Origin of the sequence: Neobacillus niacini, from assembly GCF_023715415.1 — a bacterium.
Classification (GTDB): domain Bacteria; phylum Bacillota; class Bacilli; order Bacillales; family Cytobacillaceae; genus Neobacillus; species Neobacillus niacini_C.
The window spans coordinates 118,316-140,518 of sequence record NZ_JAMBOB010000004.1; the positions used below are offsets into that span (position 1 = coordinate 118,316).

Sequence of the window (22,203 nt, forward strand, 5' to 3'; positions counted from 1 at the left end):
ATAATATAAAAACAGAAGACCCCCTCTTTAAGAAGAGGGGGTCTCTCTTCTTATCTGCCAGAGTAGTAACTCTGCTGGAATTAGCACCGTGTGTGTTGTCAAACCGGTTGCTGGGCATCGCAGGGCCAGTCCCTCCGCCTCTCTGGATAAGAATTTATTGAATTGTTTAATAAATTGAATATTTTAAAAGAATGATACACTAAATCATGAAAATCTTCAATAGCTTTAGAAAGTATTTTAGTAAACTACCTTTCTAGTTTAGCGAAAAAAACGAGGGTGAATAAGTCCACCCTCGTTTTCCGCTGAATTACTTAAGCAAATCACTAATCTCAGAAATTACTGAAGGAGAAACAACTTCCTCTCCACCAAAAACGTTTACTTGTGTTATTTCTAAAGATGCCAAGTAAGCTTTAGCAGCCTCTGGTAAATTGGTAGAAACTAATACAATACCAGCCTTATCTTTAGCAGCTAATGCAGCTCCAGCTAAGCTGTCAGGGAAATTGTAACCAGTTGCTACATAGACAACATTAGATGCTGTACCAAAGTGTTTCGCAACAGCAATATTAGTATCAAATCGTGTAGTACCGCTTAAGCGGGTTACCTTTGGTAAGGTTGAAGCAACACCATCAGTTATTACTTCTTTTCCACCGATAACTAATGTTTCTTTTGAGCCTAATGAATCAATCGCTTTTTTAGTAGCAGCCGGAAGAGATTTAGATGAATTCGCCAATAGAATTGGTAATCCTTCTGCTCCAGCATAAGACGCTACAGACAATGCATCTGGGTAGTTTTCGCCGTTTACGACAACAACTTTGTCTGATCCATTTGGTGCAACTTCTTTCGCAATTGCTGCAGCCGTGTCATAACGAGTTGTGCCTGACAACCTAACTACTTCAACACCAGAATCTTTAATTTGTTTTTCTACTGCAGGTAAGATAGCTACATCTCCACCAAGAATATATACTTTCTTAGCTCCAAGTCTAGCAATCTCTTCTTTTGTTTCAGCATTTAGGTAGTTATAGTTTGTTAATAATAGTGGTGCGTCATATTTAGCTGCTAGTGGTACACCAGCTAAAGCATCTGCATATTCATCACCGCGAGCAAGAACGACTACATCTGATTTTTCCCAGCCCTTTTGACTCACTGCTGCAGAAGTTGCATATCGAGTTAATCCAGCGATACGGTCAACTTGAGTATCACCACGGTAAATACTTACTTCCTTCGTTGTTTTGTTACCTGCAACGTCTTCAAGCTCAAGTGTGAATGTGTTGTTTCCAGGTTCTAAGGTAAGCTCTGTTGTTATAGTTTTCTCAATGCTATTCATTACGAAGTTTTCAAATTGGAATTGGTGATTGAATTCTTCATTACCATCCACTTTATATTGTAGTTCTTCGAAATTATCAGAGATCACCGCTGTTAGAGTTACTTTATCAACATTTGATTTTACTTTTGATGGAACGTCAACCTTAAGTTCTGGTGCTGTAGTATCAACTACTAGGTCGCGAACGAGGTAATTAATTGCATTTCCTGCAGCGTCTTTACCAGAAATTCTGACTTCTTGTACACCATCTTCTTCAAAAGTAACTGTTGTACTGAATTCATAACGAGATGTTTCATCATTCCAAACTAGCTCAACTGATTTACCATTAACTGCAAAATCTGTAACCTTTGAATCATCTGTTAAATAACCAGCAACAGGTAATTCGTGAGAAGTGTAGGTATTTGTTGCACCAATCGATGTTACATGAATGAATGGAATAGTAGAGTCGTTAGCACCTTCTACCACTGCTTTAGTAGTGTTTCCAGCGAAGTCATATGCAACAACTTCTACCGTACCGCCTACTGGAGCTTTTGCAAATGTATATTCAGTAGCAGTACCAGCTAATGGAAGATCCTTCTCACCAAACACGGATTTACCATTTACAAGAATATCATAGTAAGCTACGCCTGAACCTTTTTCATCAGTTCCGCTTAAAGTCAGCTTGTCCCCTTTAACGCTTGCAGTCACTTTTGGTGCTACAGTATCAACTTTAACTGGGAACGTAACTTTTTGTGGTTCTTTACCTTCGAAATCAATAGTAGATGAGATTTCATAGAAATATTCGCCATCTGCTACTAATTTGTTTTTCACTTTTCCGTCCCACGCTGCAGCGGTCTTAATATAATATTGAGCGCCTCTGTTACCATCGTTGAAGTTTTTACGAACTAATTCTTCAGAATTTAATTTACGAAGAACATTTCCGTCTTTATCAACAATCTTGTATTCTACTGATTTAGCATTTCTTAAGAATGATAGAATTGGCATTGCATCATCGCTTACACCGTCACCAGTTGGAGAGAATGCAATGTTTTCAGCCTTGAATGAATCTTCAGTAGGATTATATCCTAGGTAATTGTAATTATTATCTCCAGCAGATGTCACCATTCCTGTATAGCCATAGAAATACTTTTCTTCAAAGTTTTCATCATATCTGCTTGTGTCCATGATAGGTGCTTTATTCCAATCACCATTGAAGCCTACATATGGTACATTTACAATTGGATTCTCGTCATTAACATCTGTTAACGTTACGAATCCTTCTACAAAATAGCCATTTTCAAATAGGTCTTCTAATGGTGCATTGTAACCCCATTCAACCGTATCTGTTAAGTCAACCGTCACTTCAACAGTTGCACTACCTTTTGGTTGAATTGTTAGTTGTTCTGTACTAAAGGAAATTGGGAATTCTCCAACCCATGGAGCAGCTTCAGAAATTGTACCTGCTTTGTAAATACCTTGAGACTCTAATTGGTCTACTCCGTTAATGTTTAAATCTGTTAGAACATTACCACTTACATTATAAGTTACTGCTTTGTCTGAGAAGTTTTCAGCCTTTAATGTAAAAGTAGCTTTATTATCTTTAATTTCTTTCAATGCAACTTTAGCTTCATTTGTTTTCGCATTTGTAACAACCACAGGCGTGCTTAATGCTGAATGAAGCTGCATTAACCCAGCACCTTGACGACGTGGAGAGTAAGGATTATGCATATATGCTGCATTGTATGTTCCTTTATCCTCAACAACCTTACTTGTATTCATAAGGATATTTTTAGCCATATTTACTTTAGCTGCACCTGTTAGGCTAGGGAAATCTTTTTCTACACGTTCAAGAACAAGAGCTGAACCACCAGCTACGTGCGGAGCAGCCATTGATGTACCACTCATCGTTCCGTACTGATTATTATTAAGTGTAGAAAGGATATTACCACCTGGTGCTGTAATTTCAGGCTTAAAGTCTAGGTTTGGAGTTACTCCCCAAGATGTAAAGCTTGACATTTGGTTTGCAGTCGGGTTATTTGCTGTAACTTTATCACCTTTGAATTCGATTGTTACTGGTGTGCCACTATCTATTTGTGCTTTTAATAGCAATCCATCGGTTTTTAACATAGCTAGCTGTGGAATCTTAATATCAGCAGATGTCGCCATACTTATATACCCATCAACGTTGTTGTAAATAATGATACCAGCAGCTCCTGCAGCTTGCGCATTAAGAGTTTTGTCAACAAAAGTAAGAGTACCTCGTTGTACTAATGCATATTTGCCAGTGAAATCCTTACCCGCAAAATCAGAAGGTTGCCCAATTCCTGCATCAAGAACTTCAAATGACTTTTGAGCTTGTTGATTTGGGTCAACAGAACTTGCAGACATGAATGGAGCTTTCCCTACTGTTTCGCCAAATGAATAAGTTGCTGCGAACATGTCAATAAAACTATTTTCAAGTGAAGCAACCTGTAAGGAATTAGTAGATAAACCTGGTGAACCTACAACACCTTTATCTGGATTTGCTGCAAGCGGGTTAAAGTATCCATCACCAAAATGATTGGAGTTACCAGCAGAAATAGACATTAACACACCATTATCTATTCCTCTTTGAACAGCCATTTGCTCAGGATCATCAGGTAGTACAAATGCACCAGTTGAACCTAAACTCATGTTAACAACATCAGCATCAAGCTGGATTGCATCATCAATCGCTTTGATGATAATGTCACTCCATGTTGAAGGCATCTCTGGGTCATTTCCAAATACTTTCATGGCTAGTAATTGAGCTTCTGGCGCTACCCCTTTAAGGCCGCCTTCAGCTTCGTTCCCATTTGCTCCAACTGTACCTGCAACATGCATTCCATGCATAGAAGCGTCTGGGCCAATGTCAAGAATTTCGTTATTTTCATCATAATAGTTATAACCGTAAGGGACCTTTTCAGTAAAGTATTGTCCAAGAACTCCCTTATTTTTAACTACAGTTTCAATTTCTGCTTTAGTTAAATCTGCTTTGGAAGCATCAGTTAAAACCATATCTTTGTGGCTTGGGTCGATACCGGTGTCAACAACAGCAACTACCATTCCTTCGCCCTTTACTCCGTAATCATCCCAAGTAGCTTGAGCTTGGACGATTTCCTTACTATATTTCATTTCCGGATCAGTTTTCGGGCGCTGATATTCGTTCGCAATTGTTACTTTTGTAACTCCATCAACTTTTCTAAGTGCAGCAACTTGACCGTATTCGACAATACCACTGAATCCGTTAACGGCTGTAGTAAAGTTTTGCTTGAATTGCATTTTTACTGCTTTAGCAGCAATTTTTGATTTAACAGCATTTTGTTCTTTTAATATATCCTTTTGGAGTTTTTCTTTAACAGATGCGGATAATTCATTATATTTCTTGCCTTGCTTTGTTGCATATGTAATCGCCGGTTCACCTTCTACTTCAACAATTACACGAACCTTATCGCTTTTTTTGTATCCTGCTTCTTTTTCAAGATTTTGACCATTTTTGAAGGTAATTGACTTCGCGAAATCCCTTTGTGGTTTTACAGTTTCTGATTTTAATACCGGCTTACTAACAGTAGCAGCCATTGCTGAGTTTGAGAATACTAGCAACGATGCAAGTGCTAGTGATACACTACCTTTAATTTTCAACCCTTTTCCCCCCTAATTGAATAAATAAAGCAAAACAAATATTATCTCGAATGACTAAAAGCGATAAATATATCACTCCCTCTCATATTATTCAGAATTATTGTACTATTTTAGTTTAGTAATAATTTTACAAATAGTCAAATAATATTTTAGAAAAATTAGGATAAGTTTCCTAGAAATTGTAACGAGAAAATACCTACGTTTTTTACAGCAAAAAAACAGATACAAAAGTATCTGTTAGATTGATTAATCACCAGGAAGAATTAACCTGGTGATTGCCACATATAATTTACATACTGGCTAAGTAAATTATTATAATATATTAACGCAGTGAATTACTAAAGTGATTTCAAAAAAAACAGCTGCCGAGAATTTCTCGACAGCCTGACAAATACGTAAGTCTGTTTAGTTAAAATGATGTTTTATTTTTTCATATAAAAACGGAACGGAATGAAAAGCATAGATTGTTTCTGCAATCTCACCATTGTTTATAAAAATGAGACAGGGAACACTTTCAATTTGAAATTGTTTTGCCAATTCCGAGTTATAATTCAAATTAATTTTTCCTATTTCTACATTAACCATTTTTTCAATGACCTGCAGCATTCTAGATGCTACCTGACAAGTACCACATAAAGGAGTATAGAAGTAAATGAGTCCGGATGAATGATTTTTTAAGAATGATGATACTTCATCAAGGTTCCAATCTGTCATTTTTAACCCATCTCTAAAAATTCAGAATGAACATCGATATTTGCACCCAAGAGGACTGTGGCAAGATGATAAACGGGCGCTGTTGCAACTTCACGATACATTCTATCAATATAGATATGTTCCGCTTGAGGAAACTCCCTTTTCAATTGTTTTCGGAGCTTTTCGCCAGCGTCATCCGCATCAACGAGAATATAGACGTCTTTATCTTCGAGTGCTTCAATCAATTCATCCAATTTCGTCATGCTGATTGTCCCATTTGTGCAAACAATTTCCATCGGTTCCTTCAGAATACTTTTTACCTTTTTCTTATCTGATTTTCCTTCTACTATCAGAACTTTATCACCATACGTATCATTCATCATTCATCACCTATACGAAAGAAAGTTATTTGTTTGATGTTAACATATTCAATAAATTTAATAACGTGTCTATATGTTAACTATACCACGATTGACCTTTTGATAATAGGTGTTTGCTTATTGGTACGTGTACTAACACCATCCACCGTCATCACAATCTGTATATTTTGCATCTGGATGCTCCGTAACCGTCACATTCTGAAAAATCTTCCGCTGTTCTACTTCAAATCGCTGATCAAGTTGAAAAGTCATGTCTCCCGGAAGCTGAATCTTTCCAATTGGAGTATTATCAAGAAATAATTCCATCTCACCATTTTTCATTTTACCAACCACTCGATCTGTCACATCAATTTTTTGCTGTTTCAATGTCATTTCAAGAGCCCCTTTTAATTTAAGTTTATTCTAGTATCCCCGAGATTTAGAATATACAAGGTGCGAATTTTTCCCATAAAAAAAACACCTTGAGCATCAAGGTGTTTTTGTACTATTAGTCTTCTTTAATCATTGCTTCATATTGTTCTGCAGTCATTAGGTTGTCCAATTCACTGCTATTAGAAGGCTCAATGACAATCATCCATGCTTTTTCATATGGAGATTCGTTTACGAATTCAGGGCTGTCACTTAAATCTTCGTTAACTTCAACAACCTTACCGCTTAGAGGTGCATATAATTCGGATACGGTTTTTACTGATTCAACACTGCCGAATGGTTCATCTGCAGTCACTTCATCGCCCACTTCTGGAAGTTCAACGAAAACGATATCCCCTAACTCAGATTGTGCAAAGTGAGTGATTCCTACACGGACTGTTTCTCCTTCAAGCTTTACCCACTCATGTTCTTCAGAATAACGCAATTCCTTTGGTGTAGTCATTACAAAATCCCTCCATTATTTTCTAAAGTCACTGATCGACATAAATCGATTTTACCTTACTTACTTTTTGAAAAGTATTGATGTGCTTATAACCACATTTTCTCATACTCTTCTTCTTTAAAGCCTACTGTTACCTTTTCCCCATCCGTTACTAATGGTCTTTTGATTAGCATCCCATCAGAGGCTAATAAATCTAGCAGCTCATCTTCAGAAGCAGTGGGTATTTTATCCTTAATACCCAGTTCACGATACTTTTGCCCGCTTGTATTAAAGAACTTCTTCAATTCAAGGTTGCTTTTTTCGTAATAATCCTGAAGTTCTGCTTTAGACGGTGGGTTTTCAACAATATGTATTTCTTTGTAAGAAAGCTGATGGGCATCCAACCATTTCTTTGCATTTCGACAGGTACCACATTTTGGGTACCAGTAAAAAGTAAGAGACATCTGTTTCACCCTCCTGTGCACAAAGCATCAATGATATCATTCGTCACTTGAATAGTAACATAACGTGAAAAAATAGTAAAAATGCTTCCCTTAAAAAATTCGACTAAATCTGCGAAATTCCTGCTAAATCAATAGAAAAATTTAGACTCCCAACAAACGCTGGGAGCCTAGCACCTATTTATTAAACAATGTAGCGTTCTGCTTCAATTAGAACATCTGCTACTTCACGTTTCTTACCAATTACATTGATTGGTGTGTGGCGTGTAAGCTTACGAAGTGCAGATACAAGCATGCGGAGAGTATCACCTTGCTCAGTTGCAACCAATGTTTCCTTAGCATGCTGTTCAATTTCGTTAAAGGCCTCTTGACAGAAGATTTGTGTATAAAGAAGCTTTTGTTTATTTTTCTCAAGACCTGACTTTGCGATGGCTTTCTCTGTACGTAAAACAACAGATTCCATTGCATACGCATTTGAAACAATGTCGGCAATATTTGATAAGATCTCTTGTTCTTTATCAAGAGCTTTACCAAACTTTTGTGCAGCTAAACCGGCGGCTAATAAACCGATTTTCTTAGCATTGCTTACTAAATGTTTTTCTTGTGAAAGCGGCTCATCACTTGGCTCTTCCGGCATTAACATCATAATTTCTTCTTGAAGGACAAGCGCTTTTTGGAATAATGGGAGTTCTCCTTTGAAAGCCTTTTTAATATAAGTTCCTGGTACAAGCAAACGGTTAATTTCATTTGTACCTTCGAAAATCCGGTTAATACGGGAGTCACGGTACGCTCTTTCAATTGTATACTCCTGCATGAAGCCGTATCCACCGTGAATCTGAACGCCCTCGTCTACAACATAATCTAATACTTCACTGGCGAAGAATTTATTAACAGAACATTCAATTGCATATTCAGCAATCGCATTTGCTACTAATTTAATATCCTTTTGCTCTTCAGTTGTAAGCTTTCCTTGATTATCTTCATAAAGTCCAATTGTACGGTAAACTGAGCTTTCTGCAGCATAGATTTTAGATGCCATTGTTCCGAACTTTTCTTTCGTTAAATTGAACTGAGAAATTGGTGTATTAAATTGTTTACGGCCATTTGCATATTTAACAGCTAATTCGAATGCATTTTTAGAACCGCCAACACCGCCCACCGCTAATTTATAACGTCCGATGTTTAAAATATTAAATGCAATGACGTGGCCTTTGCCATATTCACCCAATAAATTTTCAACAGGAACTGGCACATCCTCTAGAATAAGGGTACGAGTGGATGAGCTTTTAATTCCCATTTTCTTCTCTTCCGCCCCAGTGGAAACTCCAGGGAAATCTCGTTCAACAATAAATGCGGTGAAGTGTTCAGCATCAATTTTTGTATAAACAACAAATACATCTGCAAAACCAGCATTGGTAATCCATTGCTTTTCACCGTTAAGAATATAGTGGGTACCTGCTGCATTCAATTTAGCTGTTGTTCTTGCACCTAAAGCGTCAGATCCTGAACCAGGCTCTGTTAAGGCATAGGCTGCAATTTTTTCACCCGATGCAAGTGCCGGTAAATATTTCTTCTTTTGCTCTTCGTTTCCGAATAATACGATTGGCAGTGAGCCGATACCAACATGGGCACCGTAAGATAGTGAGAAGCCGCCAGCCTTTGACATTTTTTCAGTTACAAGTGAAGAGGTTACTTTATCTAATCCTAACCCTTCATACTCTTCGGGGACATCTGCCGCAAGCAAGCCAAGATCACCTGCTTGCTTCAGTAATTTAACAGTACGATCAAATTCATGATTTTCAAGGTGTTCTAGCTGTGGAAGAACTTCTTTTTCGATGAAGTCTTCTGCTGTTTTGGCAATCATTAGTTGTTCTTCGTTAAAATCCTCTGGTGTTAAGATACGGTCGTAGGAAATATCGTCGATTAAAAAGCTTCCGCCTTTAATGATTTTTTCAGTTTGTTGTGTCATTATATTTTCCTCCTAATCTTTTTATAAAAGTTCAAATACTCCTGCTGCGCCCATTCCGCCGCCAATGCACATGGTTACTACTCCGAATTGTTGGTTGCGGCGCTTTAGTTCATGAATTAGGGTTAGGGTAAGTTTTGCACCTGTGCATCCAAGCGGATGACCTAGGGCAATCGCACCACCATTAACATTTACTTTTTCTTCGTCTAGTCCAAGTTCACGGATTACCTGCAGGGATTGTGATGCAAAGGCTTCGTTCAATTCAAACAGATTGATATCTGACAATTCTAATCCAGCCAGTTTAACAGCCTTCGGTACTGCAACAACAGGGCCCACTCCCATAATTTCTGGCGGTACGCCGCCTACTGCAAAGGATCTAAATTTTGCTAATGGCTTTAGGCCAAGTGCTTCTGCTTTTTCGCGGTCCATAATCATTAAAGCCGCTGCCCCATCACTTGTTTGTGAAGCATTTCCAGCTGTAACCGAACCAGTCACTGAGAAGGCGGGTCGAAGTTTGGCTAATGATTGTACGTTTGTATCAGGGCGAACGCCTTCATCCTGAGAAAATAGAATCGTTCTTTCGACTAACTTATTGTCATTTCCTACGGTACGCTGAGTAACCTCAACTGGGACAATTTCGTCTACAAATTTCCCATCTTGTATGGCCTTGGCAGCTTTTTGATGACTGCGGACAGCAAATGCATCTTGATCTTCACGAGAAATTCCATATTTCTTGGCTACTTGTTCGGCTGTATGACCCATCCCCATATAATATTCTGGAGCTGTTTCTGCCAACTTTACATTTGGACGTACCACATGCCCCATCATTGGAATTAGACTCATCGATTCTGCCCCGCCAGCTATCGCCGTATCGGTATGTCCGAGCATTATTCCTTGTGCTGCATACGCAATCGCCTGCAGACCTGAGGAACAAAAACGGTTAATAGTGATGGCTGGCACTGTGTGCGGCAGACCTGCTAAGGCTCCAATATTACGAGCCATATTATTTCCCTGCTCCGCTTCCGGCATGGCACAGCCAATGATTAAATCATCTATATTTCCTTCATAATTTCCTGCACGTCTTAATGTTTCTTTTACAATCAATGCTCCCAAATCATCAGGGCGAACATGGGCAAGCGTCCCCTTTTTTGCTTTGCCTACCGGGGTCCGGGCTCCGGCAACGATTACCGCTTCTCTCATTTCGTTCCCTCTCTTTCTTCTTATATTAGCAATCTATTTTTCTAGCTTCCTTGTGCCTAGGCACTTTTCGCTTTTCTAGTTTCTTAAAGGCTTACCTTTTACAAGCATGTGCTGCATGCGTTGTTGTGTTTTTTGTTCTCTTATTAAGTTTAAGAACGCTTCCTTTTCTAAGTCCAATAAATATTGTTCATCTACTTCAGTACCAAATGGTACTTTTCCGCCAGCCAGCACATAGGCAATCTTTTTGGCGATTTTCAAATCATGCTCTGAAATATATCCAGATAAGAACATTGATTCTGCCCCAAGCAGCAATGTAGCGTAGCCTGTTTCACCCACCACCGGTACCTTTTTGCGCATCCTTTGTACATACCCCTGTGCATGTAAAGCGAGAACCGCCTGCTTAGCATCGTACAATTGGTGATCTCCGTTGACACTAATGCCATCAGCTAATCCTAAGAAATTATTCTCACGTGCTTCTCTTCCTGAGGTCGATACTTTTGCCATAGCGATGGTTTCAAACACTTTATTCGCAACGTTTTGAAGGTCAAATGGAACGCCATTTGGCATACCTTCTAAATGCTTAATATAGAGCTCTTTATTTCCGCCGCCGCCAGGGAGTAAACCTACACCCACTTCAACCAGCCCCATATATGTTTCAGCAGATGCTTGAATATGCGCTGCAGGTAAACAGACTTCTGCTCCACCTCCAAGGGTCATTGCGAAAGGTGCTGCGACAACTGGTTTTGCACTGTACTTAATCTTCATCATCGCATTTTGGAATTGGCGTATAACCATATCAAGCTCGTAGATATTGTCATCTTGTGCTTCCATTAACATCATCGCCAGGTTAGCACCAACACAGAAGTTCTTTCCTTGGTTACCGATGACGAGTCCTTTATAATTTTTTTCGACTTCATCAACAGCAAAGTTAATCATTTGGATAATATCAAGACCAATGGCATTACTCTGAGAATGAAACTCTAGGAGCGCTACTCCATCGCCTAAATCAATTAAGCTAGCTCCACCATTCTTTTTAATAACACCTTTTTGCTTTTTCAATTTTTTCAAATCAATTGCTTTAGGATTACTTTCAACAAGGCGGTATTCACCATTGTTGTAGAAGAATCGTTCTCCATTTTCTTCTAAATAGAAAGATGTCTGACCTTTAGCAAGCATATCTGTCACCCAAGCAGGGATTTCTTGACCATCATTCTTCAACTTCTCTATAGACTTCTCTAAACCAATGGCATCCCATGTTTCAAAAGGACCCATTTCCCAGCCGAAGCCCCATTTCATTGCACGGTCGATATCAACAATTGTCTCTGCAATCTCGCCTAAAAGCTGTGCTGAGTATACAAGAACCGGACTAAAGATGTTCCATAAAAGTTCACCAGCACGGTCCTCCGCATATACAAGCGCTTTCAATTTATTTGCAGTACCTTTCTCCTGCTTACTGATTTCTGTTGCTGATGTTTTCAGCTTTTTACGAGGTATATATTCTAATGTGGCAGGATCAAGTTCAAGAATCTCTTTTCCTTTTTTCAGGAAGAATCCTTGACCGGACTTGCTTCCGAGCCAGCCTTTTTCAAGCATGGTTTTCATAAAGGCAGGTACTTCAAAAACTTCTTTTTCTTTTCCGGTTACTTTTTCATAAACATTACCGGCAACGTGAGCAAAGGTATCTAAGCCAACAACATCAAGCGTACGGAAAGTTGCACTTGAAGGCCGACCGACTAATGGTCCAGTTACAGAATCTACTTCCCCAACACTATAACCGCCTTTAAGCATTTCTTGTACAGTGATAAGGAGTCCATAGGTTCCAATTCGGTTTGCAATAAAGTTTGGTGTGTCTTTTGCAAGAACAACGCCTTTACCTAATACATCTTCACCAAAGGTTTTCATGAATGAAATGACTTCTGGGCTAGTATATTGAGTAGGTATCACTTCAAGTAATTTTAAGTATCTCGGCGGGTTAAAGAAGTGGGTGCCAAGGAAATGCTTTTTGAAATCCTCTGATCTGCCTTCTGCCATTGCTTCAACTGAGATTCCAGATGTGTTAGAGCTAATAATGCTTCCTGGTTTTCGATATTGGTCAACTTTTTCAAAGACCTGTTTCTTTACATTTAGATTTTCAACGACAACCTCAATTACCCAGTCCACATCTTTTAATTTAACTAAATCATCTTCTAGGTTACCTGCTTCAATAAGGGCTAAGTTACTCTTTACGGCTAGTGGAGCAGGTTTTTGTTTTAATAATTTTTGAATAGATTGGCTGCTAATTCGATTACGGACTTGTTTATGTTCTAGTGTAAGACCTTTTGCCTTTTCATCCTCGTTTAACTCCCGAGGTACAATATCCAATAATAATGTTGGTATACCGATGTTTGCTAGGTGGGCTGCAATCCCTGATCCCATTACTCCTGATCCTAGAACAGCTGCTTTTTTAATTAGTTGGTTCAACATTGTCTCCCCCTTCATAGGCTTTGAATGAACACTCATTCATTTTTCAGTCAAAAAAAATTCAAAAATGTATGAGTTCTGCTAATTATTACTATAGAATATTTCAAAAATTTGCGCAATAAATAAACGTGGAAAATTAATATTTTTTTTTGTAAATGTTTGTACTATTAAAAAAGTGGAATTGGGCAACCTAAACCCGAGGTGATGAAGTATGGGAAAAATGAAAAAAGACCCATCTAAAAGAGGCGTAAGTGCCGCTAGCGTTCAAGGAAACGCTGGTCCTGGCGGAGAACAAGCCGACAAAAACAAAGTTAACAGCCAAAATAATCAGTATAAAAGATAAACTTTCCCAAGAGCTGGTAAAAAAGCAGGCTGAATAAATTCAGCCTGCTTGACTTCGTTATATTATTAGAACTTAGCTTGATAGTTTTCGATTTCCCATGCATGAACAGCTGTACGATAACTATCCCATTCTGCTTTTTTCACAGAAACAAACTCATCATAAACATGTTTCCCTAATGTTTTACATCCAATCTCTCCATCCTCTAACTGCTGTACCGCTGCTGCTAAACTTCCAGGAAGGCTTTCAATACCTAATTCCTCGCGGCGCTCTTCCGTCATATGGAAAATATCTTCATTGATTGGGAACGGCACTGCTAATTCTTGTTCAATACCATCTAATCCTGCGGAGGCAATAACCGCAAAGGTTAAGTATGGATTTGCAGACGGGTCAGGACATCTTAACTCAACACGAGTAGCCATCCCCTTTTTTGCTGGAATTCGAATCAACGCAGACCGGTTTGATGCACTCCAAGCAATGTAACAAGGTGCCTCATATCCAGGTACTAATCGTTTATAGGAGTTTACAAGCGGATTGGTTACAGCTGTGAAACTCTTAACGTTTTCAAGTAATCCGGCAATAAATTGGTAAGCTTTATTCGACAGCTGTAATTCATCAGTCGGATCAAAAAAGGCATTTTCATTACCTTCAAAGAATGACATGTTGACATGCATACCAGAACCATTAATTCCAAAAACAGGTTTAGGCATAAACGTAGCATGCAGTCCATATTTCTTTGCAACGGTTTTAACAACCCATTTGTATGTAGTCGCAAGATCTGCAGCGCCTAATGCATCTGCATATTTAAAATTAATTTCATGCTGTCCCTCAGCCACTTCATGGTGAGACGCTTCAATGGTAAAGCCCATTGCTTTTAATGCACGGTAGATTTCTAAACGCACTCGCTCGCCAAGATCCTTGGGTGACGGCTCAAAATACCCAGCCTTGTCACTAAGCTGCTGCGTGGGATATCCATTTTCATCTGTTTTAAACAGGAAAAATTCAAGCTCAGGACCTACTGAAATCGTAAAACCTTTATCTGCAGCTCTTTCCACTGTTTTCTTTAATACATTTCTTGTATCGCCTTCAAACCATGTTCCATCTGGATTTTTTACAGAGCATAGAAAACGAGCTTCAGAATATCCGTCTTCTACCGTCCAAGGTAACACGGCGAAGGTCGTTAAATCTGGAAGTAAATATAAATCGGATTTATTAATCGGTGAAAATCCTTTAATAGAAGATCCATCAAACATGATTTTTCCATCAACAACATCTTCCAACTGCTCACTCGTTACTGTTACGTGTTTTAAGATTCCTTCAATATCTACAAATTGTAAGTGCAGAAGTTCTACACATTTATTATTTATTACTTCTTTGATTTGTTGAACCATTTCAGATTGATTTTTAACATTTGAAAGAATAGCTTCAGTCATGTTATTTCTCCTCCCATTTTCATGTTACGTTTCCTAACATTGAATTTATTATAGTGTGAAAAATTATTTTTGACAACATGTTTAATTAAATTTTTCGAATATTTTATGTATATAAAAAAGAAAGCGTTTTCTACAATTATATATAAAAAAGGCCACCTTGTTTAAAAAGGCGACCTAAATTAGTATAATTATTCATTTCATTGTATATCATTTTGACTGTCTATGTTTTTCATTAAGGATTTTTATTTCACTGATGATTTCTTTCATTTCTTGCTTAGCCTCTGGATAGAGTTCATTCCAGTGCTTCGCCAATGCAGGCATTGACTTTGCTATATGGGTATATAAAGCCCAGATTTTTACTTTTTCCTTCGTTTGCTCACTAGACTCCCCCACAAGCAGTTCACTATATTTTTCAAGTAATGCTTCGAACTGCTCCGCAAATATTTTCTCCATCATAACACACTCCATCCTTAGCAATATGCGTACAAGGACATGTTTTACAGCGTTTTGACCCAAGCTGATAGGTAAAACAACATGTTTTTCTGATTCTTATCTCAGCTGGATAATTCTTTTCGGAATAATACTTTGTAATCGGATTTAGGTGGTAGCTTCCAAACAGGTTACCTTCCGCTTCCATGATTAAGAAACTGAAATCACTTTGAGCATTTGGATTTTCGCTATCCTTTAACTCTGTCTCATAAAGCCAGAAAAGATAGACAGCGATATTTTCCCACAAAATTAGTTTCGAGACCTTAAATGTTTTCTCAAAATGCTCGATGAGGGGATAGATATTATTAGCAAACAGGTCACGATAAACACCTTTTCGCCATTCATTCCGGTCTTCACCATTCCATTCTTCGACGGAAGGATCCTTTAATGAAATCATTGGCAGCCAGTCTTTCCCGCTTTCCGCCTCTTCCATTTCAATATTGTCCAAAGATAAATTCAGTTTTCTATTAGCTGTCGTCATTGCATAAAGGGAAATAACGGCTATAAATGCATATCGCTTAATAAAAATGGAGGCAGCTGTTCTTTCTGAAGGCGCACCAATTGTTAAAGCTAAATTTTTCATGAAGTCAATTGCAAAAGCCTTATCAACTAATTTTCCAACGTTAAATGATTTACTTGTCTCAGGTCTAAGTCTATATTTCTGTAATGCACTCAGATTATTTTCTACTAGGATATTACCCATTGGACACGGCCGCCTTATGAAGGATACTTCTTCCTTTTCCGTAAGGAATGCAAAGAGGTGTTCCGAATAAAGGATCCATTGTCACTTCACAATCCATGCCAAATACATTTTTGACAGTGCTGCTGTTGATTACGTACTCAGGCTTTCCTTGGGCATATACCTTCTGACTCTTTAGGGCAACAATATTGTGTGAATAGCGGCAGGCCAAATTAAGGTCATGCAGGACCATTACAACCGTTCTTTTTCTCTTTTCATTGAGTTCAAAAAGAAGGTCCAAAATTTCAATTTGGTGTGCCATATCCAAATAGGTCGTTGGTTCATCTAAAAGAATCACATCTGTATCCTGTGCCAAGGTCATCGCTATCCACGCACGCTGCCTTTGACCGCCTGAAAGAGAATCAACCGTTCTCTCTTTCAAGTCCTCTAGTCTGGTAGCCTTTAAGGCGTCAGTGACCTTTCTTTCATCTTCCTCTGACCATTGCTTTAACCATGATTGATGCGGATAGCGTCCTTGTTTTACAAGCTGAAGAACGGTTAACCCTTCCGGTGCTGTCGGTGACTGTGGCAAAATCGCCATTTTCTTGGCTACCTCTTTCGTGGAAAGCCTAGCAATGGCTTCTCCCTCTAGTATAACGGCACCCGACTTAGGCTTAAGGAGGCGGGCAATCGAACGAAGAAGAGTCGACTTTCCACAGCCATTTGCTCCAATAAACACGGTAATTTCACCTTGAGGAATTTTTAAATTCAACTCATCAATTATCAGTGTCTCCCCATAAGAAAGTGACAGATTTTTCGTTTCAATTACACTCTTCATGTTCCCAACCCCTTTAGCTTTATTCTTAAGCATTTCTAGTTTTAAAAAGTAAGTATATAAAATAAGGTGCACCAATTCCTGCGGTAAAAACGCCTGCAGGAATTTCCAGTGGGGAAAACAGCGTTCTGCCTATTAAATCAGCGAGCATGACGAGAATTCCGCCGATTAATGCCGCTGCCGGAAGTAATGCTCCGAATGAGGACCCAACCAATCTTCTTGCCATATGTGGCGCCATTAATCCGACAAATCCAATTCCTCCCGCAAAAGCAACTGATCCGCCGATTAAAGCAGTACTGATCATCAATAAGAAGAATCTTTGTCTTTGAATCTTACTACCTAAACCTGTCGCAACCTCATCCCCGAGTTCTTGGATATTAATCGTTCTAGCGGCAGCAAAAGCAATAATTAGAAACACGACTGCCCATGGTAGCAATGTGACGACATTATTCCAATTGGATCCATAAACTGTACCCGTTATCCAAATATTTGCCTGACTTGCCTGATAAATCGGTCCCATAATCATCATTAACGTGGTTAACGCTTGCATCAGGGTTGAAATTCCAATCCCAATTAGGACGAGTCTTATTGGGGATACCCCATTTTTCCAAGCCAGAAAGTAAACTAAAAAAGCAACAACTCCAGCACCTAAAAACGCTGCTAAGGGCAGCCAATTAATACTTACCGTTAACGCATTACTTTCATCCGAGAAAAGAGCAAGGAAAGCGACTACTGCTACACTTGCCCCTCCGGTAATACCCAGTACGTCCGGTGATGCCAGAGGGTTTCGAATCATCCCCTGTAGGATTCCACCTGCAACTGCCAATGAAATTCCAACAATTAATGCGATAATGATTCTGGGCAGACGAAAGGAAGTTATGATTAGTGTTTCCATCTCAGGTCCACTGCCTGCAAATACTTTTAAAACGGTAAGTGGATTTATTTTCATTTCCCCAATTGCAGTACTGACAACAAACAGTGTAAAAGCAACTAAAAAGAGTGCAAAAAAGGTAAGGGCCGCTTTACGATCAAGTAAAAAGGATATTTTTCCATTAATAAAGCGAATACTTTTGTATTTACTCATCGTGCGTTGAACCCCTTTCTTGCTATGTAAATAAAGAATGGAGTTCCGATGATAGCTGTCATGACCCCAACTGGCACTTCAGAGGGCATAAGGACATATCTCGCTGAAATATCAGCTGCTACTAGTAAAATAGCTCCTAGGATTCCTGATAATGGAATGACCCAGCGATGGTCTATGCCGATGATAGACCTAGTTATATGAGGAATAACAATTCCGACAAAACCAATTGGACCTGCAACAGATACTGCTCCGCCTGCAAGTAATATAACAATCACGCCAACACAAATTTTTACAAGTCCAGTTTTTAAACCAAGTCCTTTTGCTACATCCTCCCCCATTGAGAGGATATTCATTTTCCCGGCAATCAATATGGAAGAAATCCATCCTATTCCCAAATAAGGCAAAACAGAAACGAGTGTCTCTAGTTTGCGTCCAGAAACAGAGCCTGCTAACCAAAACAATACTTGCTCAAGTGCAGCCTCATTAATCACAAGTAATCCTTGCGTAAACGATGAAAACATTGCGGCAATCGCTGCACCTGCTAATGTCAGTTTCATTGGTGTTAACCCTTCACGGCCAACGGACCCAATGGCGTAGACACTTAATGCAGCAATCGCTGCTCCTAGAAAGGCGAGTCCACTAAATGCCTGCAGACTTGAAACAGAAAAAAGAGTGATAGCTGCCACGACTACAAAGCCTGCACCTGCATTAATCCCAAATATACCTGGAGAGGCCAGCGGATTTTTGGTTAGCGTTTGCATTAATACCCCTGAAATCGCCAAGCTTGCACCCACAGCAGCAGCAATAAGGGCTCGTGGAAGTCTAACGGTTTGAATAATAATATGTTCATTTGAGCCATTATAATGGGTAAAGGCATCGATAGCCGTACGTAATGTTGTTTCGGTATAGCCAAAAATGATGCTAGCACACATGAAGAATAACAATAAGAGGACGGAGGTTAGTAATCCACCCCATCTTAATGCACTATTTTTTAAAAGCATTTGTTTAAAACCTTTCTGAACATATTTAATGAATAAATGCGCTTTACTTTTACCTTAAGTTTATATGCAATTGATAATGATTGTCAATGAGGCTGATAACCATTTTCATTTATTTGCCCCATATATCTTAAAGAGTGTCATTAATTTTGAAAATCATTTGTATTGAAATCGTTGACAACATCCTATATCCATTTTATTATTAATTTGTAATTGAAAATGATTATCATTAACATTTAAAAACAGGGAGGATACATACTCAAATGAAAAACGTAAAAACGCTTTTAACTTTCCTTTCCATCATCGCTCTTTTCTTATTGGCGGCATGCGGTGGAACGGAAGAGAAAACAACGGAAAAGGAAGAACCACCAAAGACAACAGAAGAAACCAGTTATACAATTGAACATGTCATGGGATCAACAACGATTAAAGGTACTCCTGAAAGAGTAGTCATTTTAACAAATGAAGGAACGGAAGCCCTTTTAGCTTTGGGAGTTACTCCTGTTGGTGCAGTAAAATCCTTTACAGGTGACCCTTGGTATGATCATATTGCGGATCAATTAAAAGACACGCAAGTAGTTGGGGTTGAAAGTGAAGTAAATGTTGAAGCCATTGCTGCATTAAAGCCTGACTTGATTATTGGGAATAAAATGCGACAAGAAAAAATCTATAATCAATTAAACGCCATCGCCCCGACTGTATTTGCCGAGACACTTCGCGGTGACTGGAAAGTAAACTTCGAACTCTACGCAAAAGCTTTGAACAAGGAAGAAAAAGGGAAAGAAGTATTGGATAAGTACAATAACCGAATTGCTGATTTAAAAGATCAGCTTGGTGATAAAGTAAATATGAAGGTTTCAATGGTTCGTTTTATGGCAGGTGAAGTCCGTATTTATCACAAAGATACTTTCTCTGGTGTTATTTTAGGCGACCTTGGATTTGCCCGTCCTGAAAGTCAAAATGTCGATGATTTTGCTGAAAGAAATGTAACCAAAGAACGAATTCCAGCAATGGAAGGTGATATCCTCTTCTACTTCACTTACGAAACAGGTGATGGAAAAGGCTCTGAGCTAGAAAAAGAATGGATTGCTGACCCACTATTCAAAAACCTTGAAGTAGCCAAAAAAGGTGAAGTTCACAAAGTTAGTGACACCATTTGGAATACCGCTGGCGGTGTACTTGCAGCCAACTTAATGTTAGATGATATCGAAAAAATCTTCTTAAAGAAATAAATTTATAATAAAAATAGCGCGAGGACCTCAGTCCCTGCGCTATTTTTATGCAGATGTTGAAAACATGTATTTTTTATAATGGTAGCGAATTGAGAAGATTAATCCCAGCCCCAGCATATTCCCCATTAACGAACTTCCACCATAACTGATAAACGGCAATGGTATACCCGTTATTGGCAGAACTCCTATCGTCATTCCAATATTTTGGAAGACGTGGAAGGTAATCATACTGATGACGCCAACACAAATGTACGTATAAAAATTATTCTTTGTTTCCATGCCAACCTTAGTAATATGATAAATCAACAAGAAAAACAAACTCACGAGCACACTTGCACCAATAAAGCCGTACTCTTCTCCCACTACACTAAAGATAAAATCGGTATGGCTTTCAGGCAGATACACTTCTCTATTCCCGTATCCCTTACCACCCGTTTGACCGGAGCCAATGGCTAAGAGTGATCGTGTCAGCTGGTAACCCGCTGAACTTTGAAAGTTATAGGGATCCAGCCAGGAATAAATACGGCTAAATTGATACTGCTTCACACCTAAATATTTTTCAAGAATCTCTGGCTTTAGCAATACAAAATAAAAAATGACCGAAATAAGGGCCGTCCCAACTGAAAATATTGGTACTAATATTTTCCATGTTATTCCGGAAATAAAAATCATTCCTAAAAGAATCGCTAAGAATACGAGCGATGTCCCTAAATCTTGCTTAATAATAAGTATTAAGGGAACCATGGTGACGATGCCAAGCTTTATGAGCAGCCAAAAATCAGTAGCAATCGTTTTAACTGGGTTCTTTTGGTGATGATCCTCAATGACTTTTGCTAACGCTAAAATAATAAAAATTTTGACAAACTCTGAGGGCTGAAGTGAACCAATCCCAGGTACCTTAAACCAGTTTTTCGCTCCATTGATCACCGGGGCAATGCTTTCTGGCGCAATAATTAAAAGAACAAGTAGAAATATTCCTACTCCGTAAGCATACCAGGTTAACTTTTTTAACTGGTCGGAGTCGAGCCTAATTACGGCTGCTATAATTCCACACCCAATTCCATAAAAGATAATTTGCTTTATAAGGAAGTTACTGTCGTATTGACCGCTTGCCTGTGCACTATAAATCGATGCACAGCTAGCTAGAAATAATAAAATTAATATAAAAACAAGACTATAATCAAGTTTTGAAGTTGTATTAGTAGATGATGTCATCATTCACACTCCTTAATGTCACAGCCTCAAAAGGAACTTGTACATTATCTCATTATATTTTTTAAAAGTTCAAAGTACAACTTATAACCTAAGATTGGTTTAATTTACATATGCAAAAAAGTGGAGGCGCCTAGTTTTAGGCACTTCCACTGTCAGAGAAGTATTTACTTTTAATATCATCTGCCATCCAATGTAAATTATTAGGAACCTGCGGTATCCCGTAGCCGATATAAAGAGGGGTCGTGACAAACCTGGGGACAATTTTAACATAAATTCTTCTATTATAATGATGAAAGAAGAGATTATAGCTGCTGGCTTTAAATGGGAAGTTATTTAGAATATAATGAACCGATTTTTGAAGATGCTCTCCAAAGGTTTCATTGTAGCTGGAATCATCCATATCGATATTAAATTCATAAAAGCCGACCTTAGGCTTTGTCGATAAAGTCAAACTGACCCCATCTTTTTCCTCGATAACAATCCCCTCAAACACTTCCTCCGCTATATTTTCCTTATAGTTAATATCATGTAAACCAATTATTTGCATATGGGGATGTGCGATGGTCCCCCCTGACAATGGTCCATAATTTTTAAATAATATCACGGATTCATATTTTCCCGTTTTATCTAATTCCAGCCAATTCCTTAAGGCAAACTGGAGCAGTTTATGTAGAAATGGAAGTTCATAGGTAGATAATTCACCATGACAATCATCACTTTCGATTAATACCGTTTGATAGGCATTCTCTAATACAGGATATTTATTCTTCAAAAGAATGATAGGTCCATCTACTTCAATCAGATTTGTTAACTCCTCGCGCGCACAAAAAGGGCATGCCTGCTGTTTATTTCTTATACTTTCTGGTTTCTTTACTCCTATTGAAGTATCAAAATGTAGATGGCTATTCTTCAAGTTTGCAGCTCCTCT

General features: G+C 38.6%; 19 protein-coding genes and 1 riboswitch. Of the genes, 2 read left to right on the forward strand and 17 right to left on the reverse strand.

Going from position 1 to position 22,203, the window contains the following annotated elements:
* Positions 1-47: 47 nt before the first annotated feature.
* A riboswitch (SAM riboswitch) is annotated at positions 48-153 on the reverse strand.
* A 154-nt stretch (positions 154-307) separates the two neighbouring features.
* The 9 genes from M3189_RS09920 to M3189_RS09960 form a co-directional block, all read right to left on the reverse strand.
* Complete coding sequence (locus M3189_RS09920) at positions 308-4,960, reverse strand: cell wall-binding repeat-containing protein (protein ID WP_251633764.1); 4,653 nt, start codon at positions 4,958-4,960, stop codon at positions 308-310.
* Positions 4,961-5,365: 405 nt separating this feature from the next.
* The gene (locus M3189_RS09925) at positions 5,366-5,674 is read right to left on the reverse strand and encodes a thioredoxin family protein (protein ID WP_251633765.1); all 309 of its coding nucleotides are present in this window, start codon (positions 5,672-5,674) and stop codon (positions 5,366-5,368) included.
* Between the two features lie 2 nt (positions 5,675-5,676).
* The gene (locus M3189_RS09930) at positions 5,677-6,033 is read right to left on the reverse strand and encodes a toprim domain-containing protein (protein ID WP_251633766.1); all 357 of its coding nucleotides are present in this window, start codon (positions 6,031-6,033) and stop codon (positions 5,677-5,679) included.
* A 132-nt stretch (positions 6,034-6,165) separates the two neighbouring features.
* Positions 6,166-6,405 (reverse strand): YusG family protein, encoded by a 240-nt coding sequence (locus M3189_RS09935; protein WP_251633767.1) that lies wholly within the window; start codon positions 6,403-6,405, stop codon positions 6,166-6,168.
* 115 nt (positions 6,406-6,520) lie between these two features.
* Positions 6,521-6,904, reverse strand: a complete 384-nt coding sequence (gcvH, locus tag M3189_RS09940; protein WP_133369137.1) for a glycine cleavage system protein GcvH — start codon at positions 6,902-6,904, stop codon at positions 6,521-6,523.
* Positions 6,905-6,990: 86 nt separating this feature from the next.
* Positions 6,991-7,347 (reverse strand): arsenate reductase family protein, encoded by a 357-nt coding sequence (locus M3189_RS09945; RefSeq protein ID WP_251633768.1) that lies wholly within the window; start codon positions 7,345-7,347, stop codon positions 6,991-6,993.
* 181 nt (positions 7,348-7,528) lie between these two features.
* Positions 7,529-9,313: an acyl-CoA dehydrogenase family protein gene (locus M3189_RS09950; protein ID WP_251633770.1), complete on the reverse strand. Its 1,785-nt coding sequence runs from the start codon at positions 9,311-9,313 to the stop codon at positions 7,529-7,531.
* Positions 9,314-9,334: 21 nt separating this feature from the next.
* The gene (locus M3189_RS09955; RefSeq protein WP_251633772.1) at positions 9,335-10,510 is read right to left on the reverse strand and encodes an acetyl-CoA C-acetyltransferase; all 1,176 of its coding nucleotides are present in this window, start codon (positions 10,508-10,510) and stop codon (positions 9,335-9,337) included.
* Between the two features lie 75 nt (positions 10,511-10,585).
* A complete protein-coding gene (locus M3189_RS09960; protein ID WP_285889541.1) occupies positions 10,586-12,970 on the reverse strand; it encodes a 3-hydroxyacyl-CoA dehydrogenase/enoyl-CoA hydratase family protein in 2,385 nt (794 codons plus the stop codon).
* 211 nt (positions 12,971-13,181) lie between these two features.
* On the opposite strand from M3189_RS09960, the gene M3189_RS09965 reads away from it, so the two are divergent.
* Positions 13,182-13,313, forward strand: a complete 132-nt coding sequence (locus tag M3189_RS09965) for a YuzL family protein (RefSeq protein WP_133369132.1) — start codon at positions 13,182-13,184, stop codon at positions 13,311-13,313.
* A gap of 65 nt (positions 13,314-13,378) precedes the next feature.
* Here M3189_RS09965 and glnA read toward each other — a convergent pair whose 3' ends face one another.
* The 6 genes from glnA to M3189_RS09995 form a co-directional block, all read right to left on the reverse strand.
* Positions 13,379-14,743 carry a type I glutamate--ammonia ligase gene (glnA, locus tag M3189_RS09970; RefSeq protein WP_251633774.1) on the reverse strand — a complete coding sequence of 455 codons (1,365 nt, stop codon included), beginning with the start codon at positions 14,741-14,743 and terminating at the stop codon, positions 13,379-13,381.
* 207 nt (positions 14,744-14,950) lie between these two features.
* Positions 14,951-15,196 carry a DUF2573 family protein gene (locus M3189_RS09975; RefSeq protein WP_251633776.1) on the reverse strand — a complete coding sequence of 82 codons (246 nt, stop codon included), beginning with the start codon at positions 15,194-15,196 and terminating at the stop codon, positions 14,951-14,953.
* A complete protein-coding gene (locus tag M3189_RS09980; protein ID WP_251633778.1) occupies positions 15,156-15,935 on the reverse strand; it encodes an IucA/IucC family C-terminal-domain containing protein in 780 nt (259 codons plus the stop codon). The genes M3189_RS09975 and M3189_RS09980 overlap by 41 nt, the downstream gene beginning before the upstream one ends.
* Entirely contained in the window at positions 15,928-16,749 is an 822-nt protein-coding gene (locus M3189_RS09985; protein WP_251633779.1) for an ABC transporter ATP-binding protein, read from the reverse strand. The genes M3189_RS09980 and M3189_RS09985 overlap by 8 nt, the downstream gene beginning before the upstream one ends.
* Before the next feature lie 25 nt (positions 16,750-16,774).
* Positions 16,775-17,830 carry a FecCD family ABC transporter permease gene (locus M3189_RS09990; protein WP_251633780.1) on the reverse strand — a complete coding sequence of 352 codons (1,056 nt, stop codon included), beginning with the start codon at positions 17,828-17,830 and terminating at the stop codon, positions 16,775-16,777.
* Positions 17,827-18,831, reverse strand: coding sequence for a FecCD family ABC transporter permease (locus M3189_RS09995; protein WP_251633781.1), 1,005 nt, complete (start codon positions 18,829-18,831; stop codon positions 17,827-17,829). Before M3189_RS09995 ends, M3189_RS09990 begins: the two co-directional genes overlap by 4 nt.
* 260 nt (positions 18,832-19,091) lie before the next feature.
* Between M3189_RS09995 and M3189_RS10000 the strand changes: the two genes are divergently transcribed.
* The gene (locus M3189_RS10000) at positions 19,092-20,060 is read left to right on the forward strand and encodes an ABC transporter substrate-binding protein (protein WP_251633782.1); all 969 of its coding nucleotides are present in this window, start codon (positions 19,092-19,094) and stop codon (positions 20,058-20,060) included.
* Between the two features lie 45 nt (positions 20,061-20,105).
* Here the strand turns inward: M3189_RS10000 and M3189_RS10005 are convergent, their stop codons facing one another.
* Together M3189_RS10005 and M3189_RS10010 are read right to left on the reverse strand one after the other, a co-directional pair.
* Positions 20,106-21,275 carry an FtsW/RodA/SpoVE family cell cycle protein gene (locus M3189_RS10005; RefSeq protein WP_251633783.1) on the reverse strand — a complete coding sequence of 390 codons (1,170 nt, stop codon included), beginning with the start codon at positions 21,273-21,275 and terminating at the stop codon, positions 20,106-20,108.
* 136 nt (positions 21,276-21,411) lie between these two features.
* The gene (locus M3189_RS10010) at positions 21,412-22,188 is read right to left on the reverse strand and encodes a DUF4931 domain-containing protein (RefSeq protein WP_251633784.1); all 777 of its coding nucleotides are present in this window, start codon (positions 22,186-22,188) and stop codon (positions 21,412-21,414) included.
* Positions 22,189-22,203: the final 15 nt, after the last annotated feature.

What these genes read in the sequence shown, in the direction of transcription:
- M3189_RS09925 (WP_251633765.1), bottom strand. Translation starts at nt 5,674, where the DNA reads ATGACAGATTGGAACCTTGATGAAGTATCATCATTCTTAAAAAATCAT.
- M3189_RS09930 (WP_251633766.1), bottom strand. Translation starts at nt 6,033, where the DNA reads ATGAATGATACGTATGGTGATAAAGTTCTGATAGTAGAAGGAAAATCA.
- M3189_RS09935 (WP_251633767.1), bottom strand. Translation starts at nt 6,405, where the DNA reads ATGACATTGAAACAGCAAAAAATTGATGTGACAGATCGAGTGGTTGGT.
- gcvH (WP_133369137.1), bottom strand. Translation starts at nt 6,904, where the DNA reads ATGACTACACCAAAGGAATTGCGTTATTCTGAAGAACATGAGTGGGTA.
- M3189_RS09945 (WP_251633768.1), bottom strand. Translation starts at nt 7,347, where the DNA reads ATGTCTCTTACTTTTTACTGGTACCCAAAATGTGGTACCTGTCGAAAT.
- M3189_RS09950 (WP_251633770.1), bottom strand. Translation starts at nt 9,313, where the DNA reads ATGACACAACAAACTGAAAAAATCATTAAAGGCGGAAGCTTTTTAATC.
- M3189_RS09955 (WP_251633772.1), bottom strand. Translation starts at nt 10,510, where the DNA reads ATGAGAGAAGCGGTAATCGTTGCCGGAGCCCGGACCCCGGTAGGCAAA.
- M3189_RS09965 (WP_133369132.1), top strand. Translation starts at nt 13,182, where the DNA reads ATGGGAAAAATGAAAAAAGACCCATCTAAAAGAGGCGTAAGTGCCGCT.
- glnA (WP_251633774.1), bottom strand. Translation starts at nt 14,743, where the DNA reads ATGACTGAAGCTATTCTTTCAAATGTTAAAAATCAATCTGAAATGGTT.
- M3189_RS09975 (WP_251633776.1), bottom strand. Translation starts at nt 15,196, where the DNA reads ATGGAGAAAATATTTGCGGAGCAGTTCGAAGCATTACTTGAAAAATAT.
- M3189_RS09980 (WP_251633778.1), bottom strand. Translation starts at nt 15,935, where the DNA reads ATGGGTAATATCCTAGTAGAAAATAATCTGAGTGCATTACAGAAATAT.
- M3189_RS09985 (WP_251633779.1), bottom strand. Translation starts at nt 16,749, where the DNA reads ATGAAGAGTGTAATTGAAACGAAAAATCTGTCACTTTCTTATGGGGAG.
- M3189_RS09990 (WP_251633780.1), bottom strand. Translation starts at nt 17,830, where the DNA reads ATGAGTAAATACAAAAGTATTCGCTTTATTAATGGAAAAATATCCTTT.
- M3189_RS09995 (WP_251633781.1), bottom strand. Translation starts at nt 18,831, where the DNA reads ATGCTTTTAAAAAATAGTGCATTAAGATGGGGTGGATTACTAACCTCC.
- M3189_RS10000 (WP_251633782.1), top strand. Translation starts at nt 19,092, where the DNA reads ATGAAAAACGTAAAAACGCTTTTAACTTTCCTTTCCATCATCGCTCTT.
- M3189_RS10005 (WP_251633783.1), bottom strand. Translation starts at nt 21,275, where the DNA reads ATGACATCATCTACTAATACAACTTCAAAACTTGATTATAGTCTTGTT.